Annotated in this window: 19 protein-coding genes and 1 pseudogene; 6 read left to right on the top strand and 14 right to left on the bottom strand. The window is 41.6% G+C overall.

Annotated elements, in window-relative coordinates; translation table 11 throughout:
* Positions 1-34: 34 nt before the first annotated feature.
* Positions 35-586, bottom strand: coding sequence for a hypothetical protein (locus tag AB1Z56_RS00670; protein ID WP_426790770.1), 552 nt, complete (start codon positions 584-586; stop codon positions 35-37).
* 14 nt (positions 587-600) lie between these two features.
* On the bottom strand, positions 601-1,659 hold the full coding sequence (locus tag AB1Z56_RS00665; RefSeq protein ID WP_426790769.1) for an NADH:flavin oxidoreductase/NADH oxidase: 1,059 nt from the start codon (positions 1,657-1,659) through the stop codon (positions 601-603).
* 352 nt (positions 1,660-2,011) lie between these two features.
* Here AB1Z56_RS00665 and AB1Z56_RS00660 point away from each other — a divergent pair, with 352 nt between their 5' ends.
* Both AB1Z56_RS00660 and AB1Z56_RS00655 read left to right on the top strand, forming a co-directional pair.
* On the top strand, positions 2,012-2,860 hold the full coding sequence (locus tag AB1Z56_RS00660; RefSeq protein WP_426790768.1) for an SDR family NAD(P)-dependent oxidoreductase: 849 nt from the start codon (positions 2,012-2,014) through the stop codon (positions 2,858-2,860).
* A gap of 74 nt (positions 2,861-2,934) precedes the next feature.
* Positions 2,935-3,849: a helix-turn-helix domain-containing protein gene (locus tag AB1Z56_RS00655; protein ID WP_426790767.1), complete on the top strand. Its 915-nt coding sequence runs from the start codon at positions 2,935-2,937 to the stop codon at positions 3,847-3,849.
* A 21-nt stretch (positions 3,850-3,870) separates the two neighbouring features.
* Here the strand turns inward: AB1Z56_RS00655 and AB1Z56_RS00650 are convergent, their stop codons facing one another.
* The 4 genes and pseudogenes from AB1Z56_RS00650 to AB1Z56_RS00635 all read right to left on the bottom strand — a co-directional run bounded on the left by AB1Z56_RS00650 (position 3,871) and on the right by AB1Z56_RS00635 (position 6,735).
* Entirely contained in the window at positions 3,871-5,511 is a 1,641-nt protein-coding gene (locus AB1Z56_RS00650; protein WP_426790766.1) for a serine hydrolase domain-containing protein, read from the bottom strand.
* A 71-nt stretch (positions 5,512-5,582) separates the two neighbouring features.
* Positions 5,583-5,648 carry a hypothetical protein gene (locus AB1Z56_RS00645; protein WP_426792406.1) on the bottom strand — a complete coding sequence of 22 codons (66 nt, stop codon included), beginning with the start codon at positions 5,646-5,648 and terminating at the stop codon, positions 5,583-5,585.
* 125 nt (positions 5,649-5,773) lie between these two features.
* Positions 5,774-6,202: pseudogene (locus AB1Z56_RS00640) on the bottom strand (AraC family ligand binding domain-containing protein); the annotation flags it as partial.
* Positions 6,203-6,210: 8 nt separating this feature from the next.
* Positions 6,211-6,735 (bottom strand): hypothetical protein, encoded by a 525-nt coding sequence (locus AB1Z56_RS00635; RefSeq protein WP_426790765.1) that lies wholly within the window; start codon positions 6,733-6,735, stop codon positions 6,211-6,213.
* 233 nt (positions 6,736-6,968) lie between these two features.
* Here AB1Z56_RS00635 and AB1Z56_RS00630 point away from each other — a divergent pair, with 233 nt between their 5' ends.
* Positions 6,969-7,523, top strand: a complete 555-nt coding sequence (locus AB1Z56_RS00630; protein WP_426790764.1) for an SMI1/KNR4 family protein — start codon at positions 6,969-6,971, stop codon at positions 7,521-7,523.
* A 16-nt stretch (positions 7,524-7,539) separates the two neighbouring features.
* Here AB1Z56_RS00630 and AB1Z56_RS00625 read toward each other — a convergent pair whose 3' ends face one another.
* The gene (locus AB1Z56_RS00625) at positions 7,540-8,064 is read right to left on the bottom strand and encodes a hypothetical protein (protein WP_426790763.1); all 525 of its coding nucleotides are present in this window, start codon (positions 8,062-8,064) and stop codon (positions 7,540-7,542) included.
* Positions 8,065-8,132: 68 nt separating this feature from the next.
* Complete coding sequence (locus AB1Z56_RS00620) at positions 8,133-8,666, bottom strand: hypothetical protein (protein ID WP_426790762.1); 534 nt, start codon at positions 8,664-8,666, stop codon at positions 8,133-8,135.
* Positions 8,667-8,898: 232 nt separating this feature from the next.
* Here AB1Z56_RS00620 and AB1Z56_RS00615 point away from each other — a divergent pair, with 232 nt between their 5' ends.
* Positions 8,899-9,606: a Crp/Fnr family transcriptional regulator gene (locus AB1Z56_RS00615; RefSeq protein ID WP_426790761.1), complete on the top strand. Its 708-nt coding sequence runs from the start codon at positions 8,899-8,901 to the stop codon at positions 9,604-9,606.
* Between the two features lie 53 nt (positions 9,607-9,659).
* Here AB1Z56_RS00615 and AB1Z56_RS00610 read toward each other — a convergent pair whose 3' ends face one another.
* From AB1Z56_RS00610 to nirB, 4 genes are read right to left on the bottom strand one after another with little or no spacing between them, the layout of a single operon-like run.
* Positions 9,660-10,061, bottom strand: a complete 402-nt coding sequence (locus AB1Z56_RS00610) for a hypothetical protein (protein WP_426790760.1) — start codon at positions 10,059-10,061, stop codon at positions 9,660-9,662.
* A gap of 6 nt (positions 10,062-10,067) precedes the next feature.
* On the bottom strand, positions 10,068-10,880 hold the full coding sequence (locus AB1Z56_RS00605; protein WP_426790759.1) for a formate/nitrite transporter family protein: 813 nt from the start codon (positions 10,878-10,880) through the stop codon (positions 10,068-10,070).
* Positions 10,881-10,928: 48 nt separating this feature from the next.
* Entirely contained in the window at positions 10,929-11,276 is a 348-nt protein-coding gene (gene nirD / locus AB1Z56_RS00600; RefSeq protein WP_426790758.1) for a nitrite reductase small subunit NirD, read from the bottom strand.
* Between the two features lie 34 nt (positions 11,277-11,310).
* Positions 11,311-13,827, bottom strand: coding sequence for a nitrite reductase large subunit NirB (gene nirB, locus AB1Z56_RS00595; RefSeq protein ID WP_426790757.1), 2,517 nt, complete (start codon positions 13,825-13,827; stop codon positions 11,311-11,313).
* 198 nt (positions 13,828-14,025) lie between these two features.
* Between nirB and cobA the strand changes: the two genes are divergently transcribed.
* A complete protein-coding gene (gene cobA / locus AB1Z56_RS00590) occupies positions 14,026-14,787 on the top strand; it encodes a uroporphyrinogen-III C-methyltransferase (RefSeq protein WP_426790756.1) in 762 nt (253 codons plus the stop codon).
* A 130-nt stretch (positions 14,788-14,917) separates the two neighbouring features.
* On the opposite strand, the gene AB1Z56_RS00585 is transcribed toward cobA, so the two are convergent.
* Together AB1Z56_RS00585 and AB1Z56_RS00580 are read right to left on the bottom strand one after the other, a co-directional pair.
* Positions 14,918-15,667, bottom strand: a complete 750-nt coding sequence (locus AB1Z56_RS00585; RefSeq protein WP_426790755.1) for a DeoR/GlpR family DNA-binding transcription regulator — start codon at positions 15,665-15,667, stop codon at positions 14,918-14,920.
* Between the two features lie 4 nt (positions 15,668-15,671).
* Positions 15,672-16,841, bottom strand: a complete 1,170-nt coding sequence (locus tag AB1Z56_RS00580; RefSeq protein ID WP_426790754.1) for an MFS transporter — start codon at positions 16,839-16,841, stop codon at positions 15,672-15,674.
* A gap of 75 nt (positions 16,842-16,916) precedes the next feature.
* On the opposite strand from AB1Z56_RS00580, the gene AB1Z56_RS00575 reads away from it, so the two are divergent.
* A complete protein-coding gene (locus AB1Z56_RS00575) occupies positions 16,917-17,306 on the top strand; it encodes a VOC family protein (protein WP_426790753.1) in 390 nt (129 codons plus the stop codon).
* Positions 17,307-17,309 lie beyond the last annotated feature (3 nt).

The following is a 17,309-nucleotide window of genomic DNA, read 5'->3' as shown; positions in this document are numbered from 1 at the left end:
GCAGAAATTATCGTTCAACACAGTCAACTTTCGACTATTTATTTAGCCAACTACGAATCAGCTTAGTATATTTTGGCATGACAACATAGACCATCAAAAACACAATCGTTCCAGAAATCAAGAGTGCATCCGAAAAGTGATTAAAGGATAAATTTAAAGCGCGCAATAGTGGCAAAAGTAACATGGGTATACAAATGGATAATGGATAAATAGCAGACCAAGTAACAAGATATTGTTTCCAGCGAGGGGGGATTTTTGCATTATTCTCTGGGCCCTCAAAAAGAAAATCTAAACCCGACCGGATCTGATAGTGATCGTGGTGACGAAATAGTGGCTCAACCTTTTCAATCCAGCGCTTTCGCTCCGTCGATTCTAGCCACATTTTTAGATGGTCGACCGTGTCAAAACGAATAATGACCGTATATACAAAAGTCAATTGAGGAATAGGCCTTACGATCTGAAGATCAATAAAACCCTTTGCATGTCTAGTTAATGGCATAATCTCTTCAAGCCATTTTTCATATTCATAGATTTTATCATCCAGAATATGATGTGTGATTACAGCGGAAGCGCCTTGGTTTTCCATGGGATCAGATGAAATTAAAATGCACGCTGGTATTGCCAGGGTATTGCTATTTCCTCTCCAAGTATTTTTGCTGCATGTAAGGAAAAATAAGGATCCCGAAGGTGCTCACGAGCAATTAGTATAAGATCGGCCAAACCTTCGGTAATAATAGCATTAGCCTGCTCAGGTTCATTGATCATTCCTACAGCACCTACTAAAATCCCCGTATGATTTTTGATCGCCTCTGCAAAAGGAACCTGGTACCCCGGGAATACGCGATCTTTGCTTACGTTTGCAAATCCGCCGCCGGAGGCCGTAATCAGATCCACGCCATGTTCTTTCAATACCTGGGCTAATATCAAGCTATCCTCTAAGGTCCAGGCATCGGCGGTATCGAGATAATCAACTGCAGATATGCGTACCAGAAGCGGCATTCCTTCAGGAATTACCCCTCGTACCAAGTCAACCGTTTCGATAAGGAACCGTATGCGATTATACAGAGACCCACCATACTCATCCGCTCTTTTGTTAATAACAGCTGAATAAAATTGATGAAATAGATAACCGTGTCCCGCATGCAGCTCAATTGTATCGAATCCAGCACCGACAGCGCGAATTGCTGCTTCGGCAAACTGTTGCTTTATTTCAGTGATTTCATCACGTGTCAATGCCTTAGGAACGACCTGATTGATCATTGTCGCTGATGATGATTTCAACTGCCATCCCCCTTCTGAAACAGCCAAAGGCAGCATCCGTTCTTTTGGGTGCTTTAGGCTTCCTTTTCCGCCTGCGTGCCATAACTGTATCCCTATTTTAGCACCCTGCAGATGCACAAAATCTACAATAGCTTTCCAGCTTTTCTGCTGTACTGCATTCCAAATACCGACATCACTTAACGTCGCCATTCCTTGGGGCGAGACAGCAGTACATTCAGTGAGTAGCAATCCTGCTCCACCAATCGCACGGCTGCCGAAGTGGACAAGATGCCACTCTCCTGGTATACCTTCAGTCGCACTATACTGTTGCATAGGCGATACCACAATCCTGTTTTTTAAGGTAAGATCGCGTAGTCTTATTGTTGAAAATAAATTCATACTATTTGTTTTTTGGGTTCTTTTCTTCATAATTGATCTACTATTTTTTTATAAATTGTAGTTGTTAAGCAGGAAACTTTACCAATCATTAAGACGGTCGATCCTTTTTTCTGGGCAATCAGGCTATTGGTTTTCATAACATATTGATTTAATGAAAAAGCGCTATTAGTCTTCCTTCGTTTAAAATTATCTAACATTTTTTTTAAAGCTGTATAGATTTCGTCGAACGGGCAAATCCAGTCGTTGAAAGATTCTTTATCCACGATCTGGCTACAAGATCCGTTGATCTGCCTACATCTGACGTCCATCAATTCGTCACCTTTGTAGCATCCATTATTTAAAACAAAAACACATGAAATCACAAAAAGTATGGTTCATCACTGGCGCTTCCAAGGGGCTAGGTCTCAGTCTCGTTAAAGAATTGCTCGCCCAAGGTTATCTTGTGGTTGCCACATCACGAACAAAACAGGCGCTAGAAGATGAAATCGGCGATCAGGAAAATTTTCTGCCGCTTGAGGTAGACATTACCGATGACAAAGACGTTGCCCGGGCAGTACTATCGGCCATTGATTATTTCGGGAGGATTGATGTACTGGTAAACAATGCCGGATATGGTCAGACAGGCACCCTAGAGGAGCTTAGTGACCGGGAAGCACGCCGCAACTTCGAAGTGAATGTCTTTGGATCTCTTAATGCCATCCGGCATATCGCCCCCCATATGCGACGCCAACAATCGGGACATATTTTCAATATAGCATCTATCGGCGGACTCGCAGGAAATTACCCAGCCTTTGGTGTTTATTGCTCCACCAAATTTGCTGTCGCAGGTTTTACTGAAGCTCTCGCTGTCGAAATGGAACCTTTTGGCGTACACACGACCTTGGTGTATCCCGGTTACTTCAGAACCGATTTTTTATCTGAAGGATCCTTACATACCGCAGCCAATCCGATAGCGGCATACGTCACTGCCCGAGAAAATGAAGCCACCCATCTGAATCAGATCCATGGCAATCAGGCAAACGATCCACAGAAAGCCGCAACCTTATTAATCGAGCTAAGTACGCTGGCCCAGCCTCCGGTTCATTTTCTGATGGGCGAAGATGCTTATGAGCTGGCCAAAAATAAGATCAATATGCTTATGACGGAGATCGAAAAATGGAAAAGCTATACGGTATCAACGGGTTTTGATCATTCCGTATAACAGCTTAGTTCATCATAAGGTACTTCCAAGGATATTTCACAATAATCAAATTAGAAATTCAGTAAATTTACAACATGGAGAATACATTTCGCTTTCATTCCCTTTCGGAATTCCACAGCTTTTGCGGACTACCTAAACCCGAACATCCATTGATCAGCCTGGTTGATTATAGTCAAGTACATTACCCTGTGAATGATAGCAAATTGAATTGGATACAACATTTTTATTCGATCGGTTTAAAGCGAAATGTAAATGCCAGGTTTAATTATGGACAGCAGCACTATGACTTCGACTCGGGCATACTTACCTTTGTCTCACCATTACAATTTCTAAAAGTGGAGATCAACCAGCAAGTACAGGCACAACCCAGCGGCTGGATTTTGTTGATCCATCCCGATTTCCTTTGGAACAGCGAACTGGCAAAGCATATTCACTCCTACGATTTTTTCCAATATCAGGTCAATGAAGCGCTTTTTCTTTCAGACAAAGAAGAAGCCATCATTGTCGATATCCTGCAGAATATCGAAAAAGAGTATCAGTCTAATATCGATAAATTTAGTCGTGAACTCATTCTCAAACAGATTGAGCGCTTGCTGATTTACGCCGAACGATTTTACGAACGTCAATTTATCACCCGCAAACGATCGACTCAAGAGCTGGTCACCAAGTTTGAGCAGTTACTGTCAACACAGTTTCAGCAACACATACTTGTGGAGCATGGCGTACCGACAGTCAGCTTTTTGGCACAGCAGCTCAATTTATCACCAAACTACCTGGGCAGTTTGCTGCGTATCTACACACAACAAAATACCCAGCAGCATATTCAGCATAAAATGATCGAATATGCCAAATTAAGATTAAGCACGAGCTCCCTCTCCATCAGCGAGATCGCATATGAGCTAGGCTTCGAACATCCACAGTCGTTCAGTAAGGTCTTCAAAAAGAATACCCAACAAAGTCCCGTGGAATTTAGGCAACTGTTTCAGTAAAAAAGCTACTTTGTAAAGCGATCAATTACCAGCATTAATTAAGGCTGGAAGCAAAAATTCGCTGACGATCCGGTCAACCTGCCTATGCGCATAAGCTTGACCATAGGCACTGGCTGTAATAACGATCACATATGGAATGTCGTTCATAACAATAATGTAATTCCCTCCATTGCCAGCACAATAATATGCTTCATACGCCTTATTTCCAACATTAAAGCGTTTGTTCCAAAACAGATAACCATAATACTCTTCCTCTCTTTCAGGAATCATAAGCTGTTTCGAAAGGCTCTTTTGAACCCAGGTTTGCGGAAGGATCTGCTTGCCATTCCAGCGCCCACCGTTCTTATAAAGCTGGCCGTACTTTGCAAAATCAAGTGCATTCATACGAATACCACCAGCAGTATTTGGCAGCCCTTGCGGGGTGTGTTCCCAGCGGTATTTCCGTATTCCCAATGGGACAAACAGTCTTTTGTCTGCATAGGATTCCAATCCACCTTCTACTTGTTTATGGAGCAGATCTCCCAATACAACGACTCCGGCGGTAAAATAATGCCATTGTCCCTGCAGAGATTTTCGAAAAGGAAGATCTAAGGTAAAGTCTACCCAATTTGTTGTGGGGTACATATTTTCCTCATTACCGGGGCTATTGGGATCTTCATCGTTACCATCAAATCCAGCACTCATGGTCAACAATTCACGAATGGTTGTTTTATTTTTACCTGGATCAGGATGTTGATATTTAGTAAAATCATAGCATTGATCCAGCGTTTGATATTCGTCTTTAACAAAGCCATCCGCAATGGCCATCCCGGTTAAAGTCGATGCAAGGGTTTTGCCGACGGAGCGGGGATCATGCAGGCTATCCCTATTTTCACCATTGAAATATTCTTCTATCAGCAGATTTCCATGTTCCAATACCACAATTCCGTTTATCTTTTTAAAAATCCCCTCTTCAATCATTCCTTTTAGCTGCTGCATCCTACGACGGTCAAACTTTGCTTTTGATAATTTCAATCCAGGATAAGACGCTGGCAACTGTAGCATATATTTATCCGGATTTATATCCGGGTTCATGCTGACAGAAAGCTGCAGTTCACCACTTGCAATGATATCACCAACAACCAGATTATCAGTATTTACGTAAGGTCTGATTTCCATCTTAAGATGATGTTTTCCATCCGTTAACGCCTTTTCACCACCATTAAAAAGAAAACGATTCCAGAAAGATTCAGACCAGGATCCCTGTCCATTGATTTGATCGATCAGGGGACGTTTCAAGATCGTCTCCTGTTGCTGTATCTCCTGCTGAGGTGCGCCAGGAGATAAATTGCTTCTGTAAATTACTTTTCCATCTATCCATAGCGTAAACTGAAAATTACCCTGTTGAAAAAGTTCGGTATCCGTAAGCTTTGGCGCTAGGATCTTTTGATAATAGAGCAATGGCTTTTGAAGTTTGATAGCAAAAAACACATTACTTTTCGGTGAGAGCATATAATTAGGCATAAACTCTTCTTTTTGCAACCGCTCCCGCGAGCTTGTGAACAAAATTTCACCAGGCATTTCCTGATCAAAGTGAATCTGTAATGTATCCCGCTTCGATTGTTGTTGCGCATTGATCAACAGCGGATAACAGAATAAAAAAAATAAAACAAGATATTTCATAAGGCTTTTTCCAATCTATTTGTGTAAAAATAGCATTAGCCAAATGAATAAAATAGAATGAAATTAACTTTTTAAGCGTTTATCTTATCGCGATACTCCCCAGGTGTGGATCCAAACAAACTTTTAAAACAACGTATAAAATGACTTTGATCCGCAAAACCTGATTGAGCAAATAATCACGCAACGTATAAACCCATTGCGGAACTTTACGTTCGCTCACTATCCGATCGCGATGCAACACAGAAAACACATGTAACAACAAACTGTCCATTGCAAGTCCTGAGCTATTATCCTGATCAAAAGATTCCCAAAAGAGTTTATGGAAGAGCAGCCTTACCTCCGGCAGATGAATATCCATATTGCCTTCCAGCAGATGCAGAGCCGCCATCTCGTTCCAGCGCCAGTTTGGACTTAGTTCAATATGAAAACCCCGGGTACACCCATCTGGTTTTCTATTGTAGTGAGGGTCTTGCCAATTATGGAAAAGCAGGTCCCCAGCAGTACAATGATGAATCCCTTTTTTGCTTCCCTCGAGCAAATTCCCTTCCAAAATAAACGTGAAATAAGGATTTTCATGGTAATGCCAGTCCACTTTTTCCAGTGTATAAATAGCATCTGAAACAAGTAGTTCATTGGAATTAAATTTCCTATTTATAGCACCATAGTAGGTACCTGCACTGAGCTGCTCCACGTCTTACTTTACTCCGCGTAATATCCCACTACTCCAATACCGATTGTCCAAAAGAACTTTGACTTTTCAAGGTCCTCCAACAGCATATCCGCATTGTCTTCATATTCGCCATCGGCTTTGATTTCCTCAATCTCCTCCTGAACATCCTCTTCGGTAATCTGTCTCCAGACACCAACAGAGCTATTTAAAAATGTATAGCAATATCCCGCTTCGGCATCATCAACCTCACCCGCGTTTTTATCACTCAGGATGCTGACAAGTTCGGTCGCTTCGACCTGAAACGGATTAACACCATAGATACTGATTTCAGTTTTTTCTGGATAGGGTCCATTGATGCTTTCTATAAATGCCAATGTTCCCTGATCATTAAAATCAAGTCTCAATTCGAGTTCATCATAATAATATTGGTCGTCCAGCGCATCTGAAGGAGCACCAAGTACACTTTGAACTTCAGCACGGCCCGCACCGAGATTAACCGGACCAATACCTTCAATTTGAATCCCAACAAGTGGGACTAGTTCGATCTTTTTCATCTGTATTCAGTAAATTATAAAAAGGATAACTGCATAAATAACACTTGAACATACGCTATCGTTTTATCCAATGATGAACATAGCTACAGCTCTATGCTGACATAAATTTACACTAATTCCCATTAAATAATTATTAACATTTTTAACTTTTCTTACGATCCTTAGCGCACATGATAATTCGCATAATCAGGCAATTATGACTAACTTTATGAATGCATCAAAAATCGACGATTATGCAACAGAAGCTAGCGACATTAGACAGTTATATCCAAAAGCTAAGACCTGAACTGTATACCGATCTACAATCCCCGTTATCGGCAGAAGAGTTTAAGGCCCTTGAACAGAAATATGATATTGAGATACCTCATGATCTTAAAGCGCTCTATCGCTGGAAAAATGGGCAACACAATACAAGTTATGAAGCCTTTGTTAACAATTCGACTTTCATCCCACTAGAAGAGGCGCTCGATACAGCGCAGGAACTGACAAATATGATTGGTATGGACTTTGAAATCGAAAACTGGTGGAATGAAAGGTGGATCCCTATATTCCACAACGGCGGTGGAAGTTACATCTGCTATGATCTAGGTGGAATCTTTACGGGACAGGCAGGTCAATTGATTGAATACTGGAATAAAGACAATGACCGGAATGTTATTGCACCTAACCTCGAAGGATTTTTAGGGCTAATTAACGACTATTATGCCCATACGCCTCAAGAAAAATTCGATGATTTTTTCAGCCTAGATACCACAGGCGAATACCCTAAACGGTTTAAGGTGGGCTAACAGAAACTCATCGCACTCATTTTTTTTCTTCGTAGAATTTTTGAATTTTCTTTAAATAGGTAATCGATTTTGGAGGTTGAACACGATGTCCAAACTCTTTATGAACATAAGAAAGCGCACTTTCTTCGCCGAGCTCATAAGCCCTGAGCAGATAAAATAGGGACTGATTCCTAGAAATACTATCCTTGCCAGCAAGCTCGATTCCATTCATTGTTCCTTCCCATGAAAACATATCATAAAGATCCATATAAGCTTCTGGGCATTCGTGTCTATTTGCCATCAATTGGGCATAATAATATAACTCAGGCATTTTTAAGAGAAGCCAATAATTATTAGACACTTCATTATAAGCCTTGAAATCTCCTGCATTAATTGCTCGACGCCAAAGCGAATCAGCTACTTTCCGAGGCAGTTCCAAGTCTTTGGGATCATCAATTACTGCCTCTAGCTTTTTTTCGACATGATGGCTACAACTCAAGAAAAACACACAAAAAATAACAGTAAACAGTTGTAAAATCTTTATCTCTCTTCTTTTCACCATAACTATATAACCTTTTATGTTTTAAGCAATTCACCTCCCACACATCCATTGGTGTTGGTTCACCGAGTTCACTTTAGACTCCGATCATTAAACATTACTTTTTTCACATAGTTGCTTTTTCCACTCGAAGCCAGAGCTGCCGAATCTGCCGAAATGTAATGACCAAAAAAAGAAATCAGTTCAGGAGAAGCCTCATACACCAAATAATTCAGCCTTAAAGTTCTATTATCTGGATTCAAACATAATTGACATAAGGATTTTTCATGATCAAAAAACTCAATCTCTAGATTCGAGCAATAATTATGTTTATGCACCATATCATTCATTTCAGGTTTGTACCGCTTTAACTTATCCAACTCATCAAGAAGAATATCCCATTTCGCTAATGGAACTGTATCATTCTTGGCCGCAAAAAAATCAACTGCATGATTTCTATAAGAATCACTCAAGTAACTTTCTTGACCATACTGCTCGTCAACGAATTCGCGACTGAACAAAATCCGTAACTCCTTTTCCCGCTGTTTCTCTTTGGAACCACAGGATAAAAACAGCGTCAACATACAACAAAAAGCAACAAAAATTAAATAATTCCTTAGCTTCATAATACTATTGGTCTTTACACTAAACCGAAGAAAACAATAAATGCTGATTTCAAATGAATGTGTTAACAACGCACCCATTAAAATTCAGATGCAATTGTTCATCGAATTCCATACATTCGGACCTTAAAACACCCTATTTACCTTTTTTTATAAAAGGCAATATAGGAATTTAAATGAATAGATGATACCTTTGAATAGACAACAAATAGTCCATTATACGAATCAGACTTTGATGAAATCGAAGAAAACAAATCCTTGCGATCACTCCTGCCTTATGTGCCGTTATGTCTTACAAGATTGGCTCGGACAGATCGACCTTCATCGGAAGAATATCAAATTAAAAAAAGGTGAACAGTTTATCACCGAAGGAGAATCCGTTCGGGGAATTTATTTCATCCAGTCGGGACTTGTCAAAGTTCATCGCAATCTCGGGGATAAAGAAACCATTGTACGATTTGCAAAAAAAGGAGATATCGTTGGCCATCGTGGAATCAGTACCGAACAAACTGTCTACCCTATTTCTGCAACAACCCTGGAAGTGTCACAGCTCTGCTTCGTCGAAATGCCGTTCTTCCTGTCCACACTACGCATAAATCCTGAGCTAAGTTACCGGTTGATGTTGTTTTTTGCCGACGAACTACATCTTTCTGAACAAAAGATGACCCGCCTGACACAGCTCGCTGTTAAAAATCGCCTTGCCTGGAGCTTATTGTTACTTCACCGTGTTTTCAGCAAGGAACATAAGGATGGATATATTGGGTTATCCCTAAGCAAAAAAGACTTAGCTTCCTACGTAGGCGCTACGTACGAGACCGTATATCGTACACTGAGCGAACTTATCGAATTAGGAGCCATCATAATGGACAAAAAAGATATTTTTATTAAAAACCTCCAGCTTCTACAGGATCTATCAGAAGAAAACAATGGGGAGTTAAACTAGCTAGAAAAGCCAACGACTCCCCAAATCATATATTCCCTTAAAAATACATCACCTTAAAATTTATACCCCATACCGACTCCCAACCTCCATTTACCATCAGCAGCACTCGTTTTTGCGGTATAGAATGCTGGCAGCTGAATGGCAATATGTCGGAATACAACTGTTAAACCAAATCCCAGAGAAGGCGTGATCCAGGAGTTCTTTGGCTTCCCCGATTCAACCTTATCTTGTTTCAGTTTTAAGCTAGGTAATAGGCCAAGCAACAAGCAGCTTTTGGGTGCGAATATGTATTTCACTGCTGGCCCGGTACAATTGAAGTAAACACCCTGATCGACAAAGCCAGCTACCGCAATGCCTTCAAACAAACTGCCTTTTATTATTTTTTCCTGACTATAAATTCTATCGCCAGCAATCAGCAACAAGACTAGCGTCAATAGTTTTTTCATTTGATCCATAAAAATTCAATTTTGTGAAGTTGATACCTTTTCTTTTTGATGATAAGTATAATAGATAGCCATACCCGTAAACAGCAGACCGCCAACAATGTTTCCAGCGGTTACGATCAGCTGATTACAAAGCCACCAGTCGGAGATCGTCACTTTTGCACCAAACATCATCCCGGCAGGGATCACAAACATGTTAACCACAGCGTGCTCATAACCTAATGCAAAGAATATAAAGATTGGAATACCCGCAGCCAGAATTTTACCAAGGGTAGACTTAGAAGTCATGGACATCACCACGCCCATACAGACCATCCAATTACACAGAATAGCTTTGACAAAAGCCGAAAACAAACCCGCGGCACCATGATCGCTGTATCCAAGCGTTTTCTTTTCACTGATCAGAATCAGACTATGTTCGATATTTCCGAGCTGGCTCGACTGCCCAGTCTCTGTGCTAGCCGCCCAGAACAAAATCGCAAAGAGTACACTACCCAGCAAGTTGCCCAGAAAAACCCAGAAAAGATTATTGGCCATCGCCTTAAAATTGATCTTACCTTCAAACCAAGCTAAAGGCACCAACGAAAAACTTCCCGTAACCAGCTCCAGACCAAGGATAACGATAATGACAAACCCCACCGGAAAAACAAATGCACCGACTAAACTCAGTCCTGTCTGGGAAGTTGCCAATAGTGCAAGTGTGACAGAAATTGCCAATAAGGCTCCTGACAATGCTCCCCGTATCAATAGATCTTTGATTGGAAGCGAAGATTTGTAGATTGCGGTATTCATCATTGCACCAGCAACCTCTTTTGGGCTAATATAATCCATGGTATTTTTGTTTTAAAAGGTTTTCGATTCAGTTATTTATTAGCTTAGCTAAGCAGTCATTCCAATAAAAACACTTCCGTTTTCAACCTTCACCGGATAAGTTTTAATCGCACATTCATCACCCGAAAGACATTCACCTGTGTCCAGGGCAAAGGTTTTTTTATGGAAAGGACAAGCGACTTTAGGCGTCTCACCCAAAGAGCCTAACATCCCGCGGCTTAAAATCATCTGCCGTTTGTGCGGACATTCATTCTGCGTGGCATACCACTCATTGCGGCGGGCAAAATAAAACAAGGCCACCTGTTCGTTATTCAATTTAAGACAGACTCCGCCGTTCTCAATGGCATCTTCAATCCGGCAAGCCTTCAGCCACTGCACGTCAATTTGCATATTCATATGATTTCAATTAAAAGGTTTAGTGATTCTATATTTAATAAGTATTGATGTTCCAATCTGCAGCTTTCTTCTGTCCGCGAAAGCTTTCGAAGCGAACAGTTTCATCCTTCTCCTCCGGTGCATTTACAAAATGAACAAAGCGTTTACGAATTTCCGGATCCTCCACAGCAACTTTCCATTCACAGCGATAACTATCAACAAGCAGCTGCATATCCTGTTCCCAGGAATCACCCATCCCCAGACTATCCTGTACCACAACATTTCTTAGATAATCTATTCCACCTTCCATTTTATTGAGCCAAGTAGCAGTCCGCGCTAACGGATCCGCGGTGCGGATATAAAACATCAAAAAACGATCGATATAACGGATACAGGTTTCACTATCGATATCCGAAGCTAATAATAGGGCATGCTGCGGCTTACTTCCACCGTTGCCGCAAACATAAAGGTTCCAGCCTTTTTCGGTTGCAATAATTCCAAAATCCTTACTCTGCGCCTCAGCACACTCGCGAATACAGCCGCTAACGGCCGACTTGATCTTATGTGGAGCACGTAGCCCACGATAGCGTTCCTCTAGCTGTATCGCAAAAGAAACACTATCATGCAACCCAAACCGACACCAGGTACTGCCCACACAGCTTTTAACTGTCCGTAGTGCCTTACCATAAGCATGTCCACTTTCAAAACCCGCAGCAATAAGTTCTTCCCAAATCAATGGAAGATCATTGAGATACGCACCAAATAAGTCAATACGCTGTCCGCCAGTAATTTTTGTATATAACCTGTATTTCTTGGCCACCTCCCCAATAACGATCAGTTTATCCGGGGTAATTTCACCGCCTGGAATACGCGGAACCACCGAATATGTCCCACCCTTTTGTATATTAGCCAAATAACGGTCGTTACTATCCTGAGCCACATCATTACCCTTGCCAAGAATCATCTCGTTCCAAAGACTGGCAAGCAAGGAAGACACCAAAGGTTTACAGACTTCGCAGCCATGACCATGGCCCAGCGCATCCAATACATGATCATAACTTTTGAGTTCGTGGATCTTGATCAGATCATAAAGCTCCTGACGGCTCAAATCGAAATGTTCACAGATGGTACTCCGGATATATTTCCCTTGCTGTTTCATGGTGTAATTAACAAGATCCTTAATCATCGGCACACAGCCACCACATCCTGATCCGGCTTTGGTACATTTCTTTACCGCGTCCGGATTTTCACAATTTTTACTTGCCACAGCATCACAAATCTGTGCTTTAGAGACCCCTTCACAACTGCAGATTAGCGCCGCATCAGGAAGAGCCTCTAGACCAGAAGAAGCCGACCTGCTGTCACGCTGTTGGTCGAAAAGGAGAAGTTCTGGATGTTCTGCTAATGGGAGGTTATTGTTAACCATCTGAAGCAACATGTTGTAACCTGTCGCTTCCCCGACAAGTATTCCGCCCAATAGCCGCGTTCCATCTGTACTGACGTTTAGTCGTTTATAAACACCCTTATTACGATCCTCCAATAAGATCGTTCGAGCATAAGGTTCACTGATAAAAGGATCTCCAAAACTAGCCACATCAACTCCCATCAGTTTCAGTTTAGTACTCATATCAAACCCTATAAAAGATTTTTCTTCCCCTACGATTTGAGCGGCCGCAATTTCAGCCATTTCATAACCCGGCGCCACCAGACCATAAATCATATCATTCACCAAGGCGCATTCGCCGATGGCATAAACTGAAGGGTCTGAGGTCTGCATCTGTGCATTCACCAAAATTCCACCCCGTTCACCGACAGCTAGGCCCGACTTTTTGGCGAGTTCGTCACGGGGACGTATACCAGCCGATATCACCAGCAGATCTGTCGCTATGGAGGTGCCGTCGTTAAAGGCGACTCCTGTGAGGCGATCATCACCCAGCAGTTGACTTGTGGATTTTTGCAATAAGCAGCGCAAGCCCAATTCTGCAAGCTTATGCTGCAAAAGCACACTGGCACTATCGTCGATCTGGCGTGGCATTAGCCGCGGAGCAAATTCAATCACAGCAGTTTCTTTTAGGCCAAGATCTAGGAGAGCTTTAGCCGCTTCAAGGCCCAAAAGTCCGCCTCCCATGACCGTACCAGTTTTGACCTTTGCCGCATAAGCCTTAATCAACTCCAAGTCTTCGATTGTACGGTAGAGAAACACCCCTTCTTTCTCAATCCCAGGAATGGGAGGAACAAAAGGGGCTGAACCTGTCGCAAAAACCAAATAGTCATAATTTAATGTAATCCCTTTTAGAGACTTCACTTCTTTTTTCAAGAGATTTATAGCAATAACAGGATCATCTAAATGGATTTTTACATTATTTTCTATATACCACTCATTTTTTAGCAAAAAAAGCTCATTAATGGACGAAACTTTGAAGTAATCTGTCAAATGAACACGATCATAAGCTCGAATCGATTCCTCTGCGAATACAGTTATATCTAGGTTAGTAGATTTTTGCTTTAATTTTTCACAAATCTTATTACCAACCATACCATTTCCGATAATAACAACATTTTTTTTACCCATAATCATAATTTTTATTGAATAAAACCAATTTACACTTTCAATAACACTAATTTATGGAATAAAAAAATAAAAAAATCAAAATAAATATGATTTTTATAATATTTTTTCAAAAATAAAACATAAAAATTGATACAAAACATGATTTTAGTCATATTTTTTAGTACTTTTATATAAAATCAAAACAAAAAAAAGGATACAATGAAAGAAATAAAGAAAAAAACCTTATTTATTGTAGGTTCCGGACCGAGAGACCCCGAATTACTTACCATAAAAGCTTATAAAGCGATAGAAAATGCTGAAGTGATCCTATATGACAACCTAATTAACCAGGAAATCCTTCAAATAGCAGACAAAAACTGCTTAAAACACTATGTTGGCAAGCATCCATATGGAAATTACGTTCCTCAGGAAGAAATAAATAAACTTATCCTGCATTACTGCAGCAGATTCGACAGAGTGCTACGACTTAAAGGTGGTGATCCCTATCTTTTCGGCCGGGGTTTTGAAGAATGGCTTACCGTGCAAAACAGGCCCATTGATATCACCTATATTCCGGGTATCAGCAGCATGCAAGGCGCAGGCCTACATGATATTCCATTAACACATCGCGGTGTAAGTGAAGGCGTATGGGTATTAACTGGCATGAAGAAAGATGAAACCCTTTCATCCGATCTGCAACTAGCGGTTCAGAGCAGATCTACAGTAGTTATCTATATGGGCATGCGTAAGCTCGACGAAATTGCACGTACTTATGTGTTACACGGTAAAGGAGAAACATCAGCCGCGATTATACAGCACGCGAGCTTACCTCAACAAAGACAAGTGCGTTGCAAAGTCAAAGATCTCGTAAAAATAAGCAAAGAGTATAACATGGGACACCCAGCCATCATTATCATCGGCGACGTCGTGGATCTACAACATACATTGACACTGGCTACCGAAAAACGGCACATCATCTAACGCTATCTGCCCGTCATTCTGCTGGATACAACAATACCACTTCGCAGCAGCACGTAAACAGAAGAGCCAGCCGCACCGATGACTATTCGCTGAATTCGACCACAATACAAGGTCAAAATAGCCGGGCCGTCTAGACAATCTGCAGATCCATATTTCTAAAGGGATTCAATTCGGAATCATTTGAGTCCAGGTCGGTGATCAATGCCGTGAGCGAACCGATTGGACACACCCTAAACAGTTCGCCTTGATAAAGCTTATTCTGGCTGGCTAAGGCTATTGTTTTCTTTGCACATTGCACCATCATCTTTTTGGTTTCGCCATCTGCAGCTGACGCTGCCGAAACACCGAGCTCAGGATCTACAGCACAAGTCCCCATGATAAATATATCGGCATTATACTTAGCAACTTCCATACAGGTTGTGATACCTGAAGTTACAGCCAGGTCGGGTTCAAAATTACCACCCAAAAAAATAAGTTCCACATTTTTGAACTTCTCGAGCAGCGGCACGATGGAAAAATTATTTGTAACCATCCGAATCCGAATATCCAATGGCATAGCATTCACTACGGCCCACGTTGTGGTGCCACCATCCACAAAAAGGGTCATGCCATCTTTCAGAAACGGCTGTACTTTTAATGCGATAATGTCTTTTTCTTTGGTCAGAAACGATTGCCTATCCTGGAAAGTCAGCGGATCTTTTTCTCGCAGTATAGCACCACCTCTAGTCTTGGAAAGCAAGCCGTTCCGATAGAGAAGGTCTATATCACGGCGGATGGTATCTTCCGATACCGCCAACAACACCGCCAGCTCTTCAAATTTCACCTTCCTCCGGACCGCTAATTCGCGGAGGATTATCTCAAAACGTTCTTCTTTTAACATGCTATTACTTCCTGATTTTATAGATAAGGGCTACCACTAGAAAAAGCAAAGCTATTGTTTCGAAAGCAATGATCAAAGAAAAATGCTGCGCAATAGCCCCCAAAAGCGCGGGGCCCGCCAGCTGACCGGCATAACCCATTGTTGAAATAACCGGAATGGCTACCGTCGGCGAAAGTCCTTCAATCCGTCCACCCTCGCTAAAAAATACAGGGACAATATTGGCGGCTCCCAGTCCCAAAAGGACAAATCCAATGAGCGTTAGCGATAACCAAGGACTACACACTACGATCAAAATACCCAAAGAAGCCAATAAGCTACCACCTATCACCACAACTTTACTATTCAGTTTACTTACTAATCGGTCTCCCTGCAATCTCATGACCGCCATCGCAACGGAGAATGCCGCATATCCAATTCCCGTAAACTCAGGAGATACCCCTTTGTGATCCCGCAAGAAAATCGCACTCCAGTCCAACATCGCTCCCTCAGACAAAAAGGCAATGAAACACATCAGCCCAAGTATCAGCACACTCCACCTAAGCCATTGAAATCCTTTTTTTGAAACCTGAGTTTCATCAGTGTGGGAAAACTGGACAATGATTTCTTTTTCCTTTTGGTAGCTCAGCAACTTTCGATATTGTAAGATCAGTAGCAGTATTAAAAGAAAGGCTATAGTAACGGCTGCATAAATAGGAACTAACCCCATCTTTATCAGAAAACCCAAACCGATCGATCCAAATAGGCCACCTACACTGAACAGTCCATGTAAAGATGACATTATCGGTTTACCCATTGCATTTTGAACCTGCACACCATGTGCATTCATGGCCACATCTATACCTCCTATACTGCAACCAAATATAAAAAGAACACAGGCCATCAAATAGCTATCTGTTACCATCAACAATACAGGGAGCACTACGGCAGCAATTATACCTGAAATCAAAATCACTTGTCTACTCCCAACTTTCCCGATGAAAAAACCGGAAAGTGGCATCGTTAATAGTGCACCACCACCCAAACATAACAGTAAAAGCCCCAGTTCTCCGTCATTCAGACCAAGACGGTCCTTGGCGAAAGGTACCATCGGTGCCCAGCTTGATAACGCGAGGCCACATACTAAAAACATAACCTGTGTCGCTACCTTAGCCTTTAATATCGATTCGTTCAACATATCTGATAAATTTTATATTGCAATATTATGCAAATTTGCATAATATTGCAATATAATTAAACAAAAAGATTTGCCATGCGAATAGAACACCTCGCCCTATGGGTCAATGACCTTGAGAAAATACGTGCTTTTTACGCCAAATACTTTGGTACTCTTAGCGGAGAAAAGTACCATAACCCGAAGAAGGGGTTTTCATCCTACTTCCTTAAATTTCGCGAATCCGGCACACGTTTGGAGATTATGAATCGCATGGATATTACTACTGCCGCGGCTGATAGGAGCCTGAACAAAGGCTATACCCATCTGGCCATTATCGTCGGTGGAAAGGATGCTGTCGATAATTTGACCGAGCAATTACGGTCGGATGGTTATATCGTCGAAAGCGAGCCCCGTACTACGGGGGATGGTTATTATGAAAGCGTCGTGCTTGATCCGGAGGGAAATCCGATAGAAATTGTAGCTTAAATG

Source organism: Sphingobacterium sp. WOUb80, assembly GCF_050058145.1.
Classification (GTDB): domain Bacteria; phylum Bacteroidota; class Bacteroidia; order Sphingobacteriales; family Sphingobacteriaceae; genus Sphingobacterium.
The sequence above is the reverse complement of the archived record's forward strand: the minus strand, read 5'-3'. Positions and strand labels throughout refer to the sequence as shown.

Excerpts from the sequence above, each read along its gene's own strand:
- AB1Z56_RS00670 (WP_426790770.1), bottom strand. The coding sequence starts at position 586 with ATGGAAAACCAAGGCGCTTCCGCTGTAATCACACATCATATTCTGGAT.
- AB1Z56_RS00665 (WP_426790769.1), bottom strand. The coding sequence starts at position 1,659 with ATGAATTTATTTTCAACAATAAGACTACGCGATCTTACCTTAAAAAAC.
- AB1Z56_RS00660 (WP_426790768.1), top strand. The coding sequence starts at position 2,012 with ATGAAATCACAAAAAGTATGGTTCATCACTGGCGCTTCCAAGGGGCTA.
- AB1Z56_RS00655 (WP_426790767.1), top strand. The coding sequence starts at position 2,935 with ATGGAGAATACATTTCGCTTTCATTCCCTTTCGGAATTCCACAGCTTT.
- AB1Z56_RS00650 (WP_426790766.1), bottom strand. The coding sequence starts at position 5,511 with ATGAAATATCTTGTTTTATTTTTTTTATTCTGTTATCCGCTGTTGATC.
- AB1Z56_RS00635 (WP_426790765.1), bottom strand. The coding sequence starts at position 6,735 with ATGAAAAAGATCGAACTAGTCCCACTTGTTGGGATTCAAATTGAAGGT.
- AB1Z56_RS00630 (WP_426790764.1), top strand. The coding sequence starts at position 6,969 with ATGCAACAGAAGCTAGCGACATTAGACAGTTATATCCAAAAGCTAAGA.
- AB1Z56_RS00625 (WP_426790763.1), bottom strand. The coding sequence starts at position 8,064 with ATGGTGAAAAGAAGAGAGATAAAGATTTTACAACTGTTTACTGTTATT.
- AB1Z56_RS00620 (WP_426790762.1), bottom strand. The coding sequence starts at position 8,666 with ATGAAGCTAAGGAATTATTTAATTTTTGTTGCTTTTTGTTGTATGTTG.
- AB1Z56_RS00615 (WP_426790761.1), top strand. The coding sequence starts at position 8,899 with ATGAAATCGAAGAAAACAAATCCTTGCGATCACTCCTGCCTTATGTGC.
- AB1Z56_RS00610 (WP_426790760.1), bottom strand. The coding sequence starts at position 10,061 with ATGGATCAAATGAAAAAACTATTGACGCTAGTCTTGTTGCTGATTGCT.
- AB1Z56_RS00605 (WP_426790759.1), bottom strand. The coding sequence starts at position 10,880 with ATGGATTATATTAGCCCAAAAGAGGTTGCTGGTGCAATGATGAATACC.
- nirD (WP_426790758.1), bottom strand. The coding sequence starts at position 11,276 with ATGAATATGCAAATTGACGTGCAGTGGCTGAAGGCTTGCCGGATTGAA.
- nirB (WP_426790757.1), bottom strand. The coding sequence starts at position 13,827 with ATGGGTAAAAAAAATGTTGTTATTATCGGAAATGGTATGGTTGGTAAT.
- cobA (WP_426790756.1), top strand. The coding sequence starts at position 14,026 with ATGAAAGAAATAAAGAAAAAAACCTTATTTATTGTAGGTTCCGGACCG.
- AB1Z56_RS00585 (WP_426790755.1), bottom strand. The coding sequence starts at position 15,667 with ATGTTAAAAGAAGAACGTTTTGAGATAATCCTCCGCGAATTAGCGGTC.
- AB1Z56_RS00580 (WP_426790754.1), bottom strand. The coding sequence starts at position 16,841 with ATGTTGAACGAATCGATATTAAAGGCTAAGGTAGCGACACAGGTTATG.
- AB1Z56_RS00575 (WP_426790753.1), top strand. The coding sequence starts at position 16,917 with ATGCGAATAGAACACCTCGCCCTATGGGTCAATGACCTTGAGAAAATA.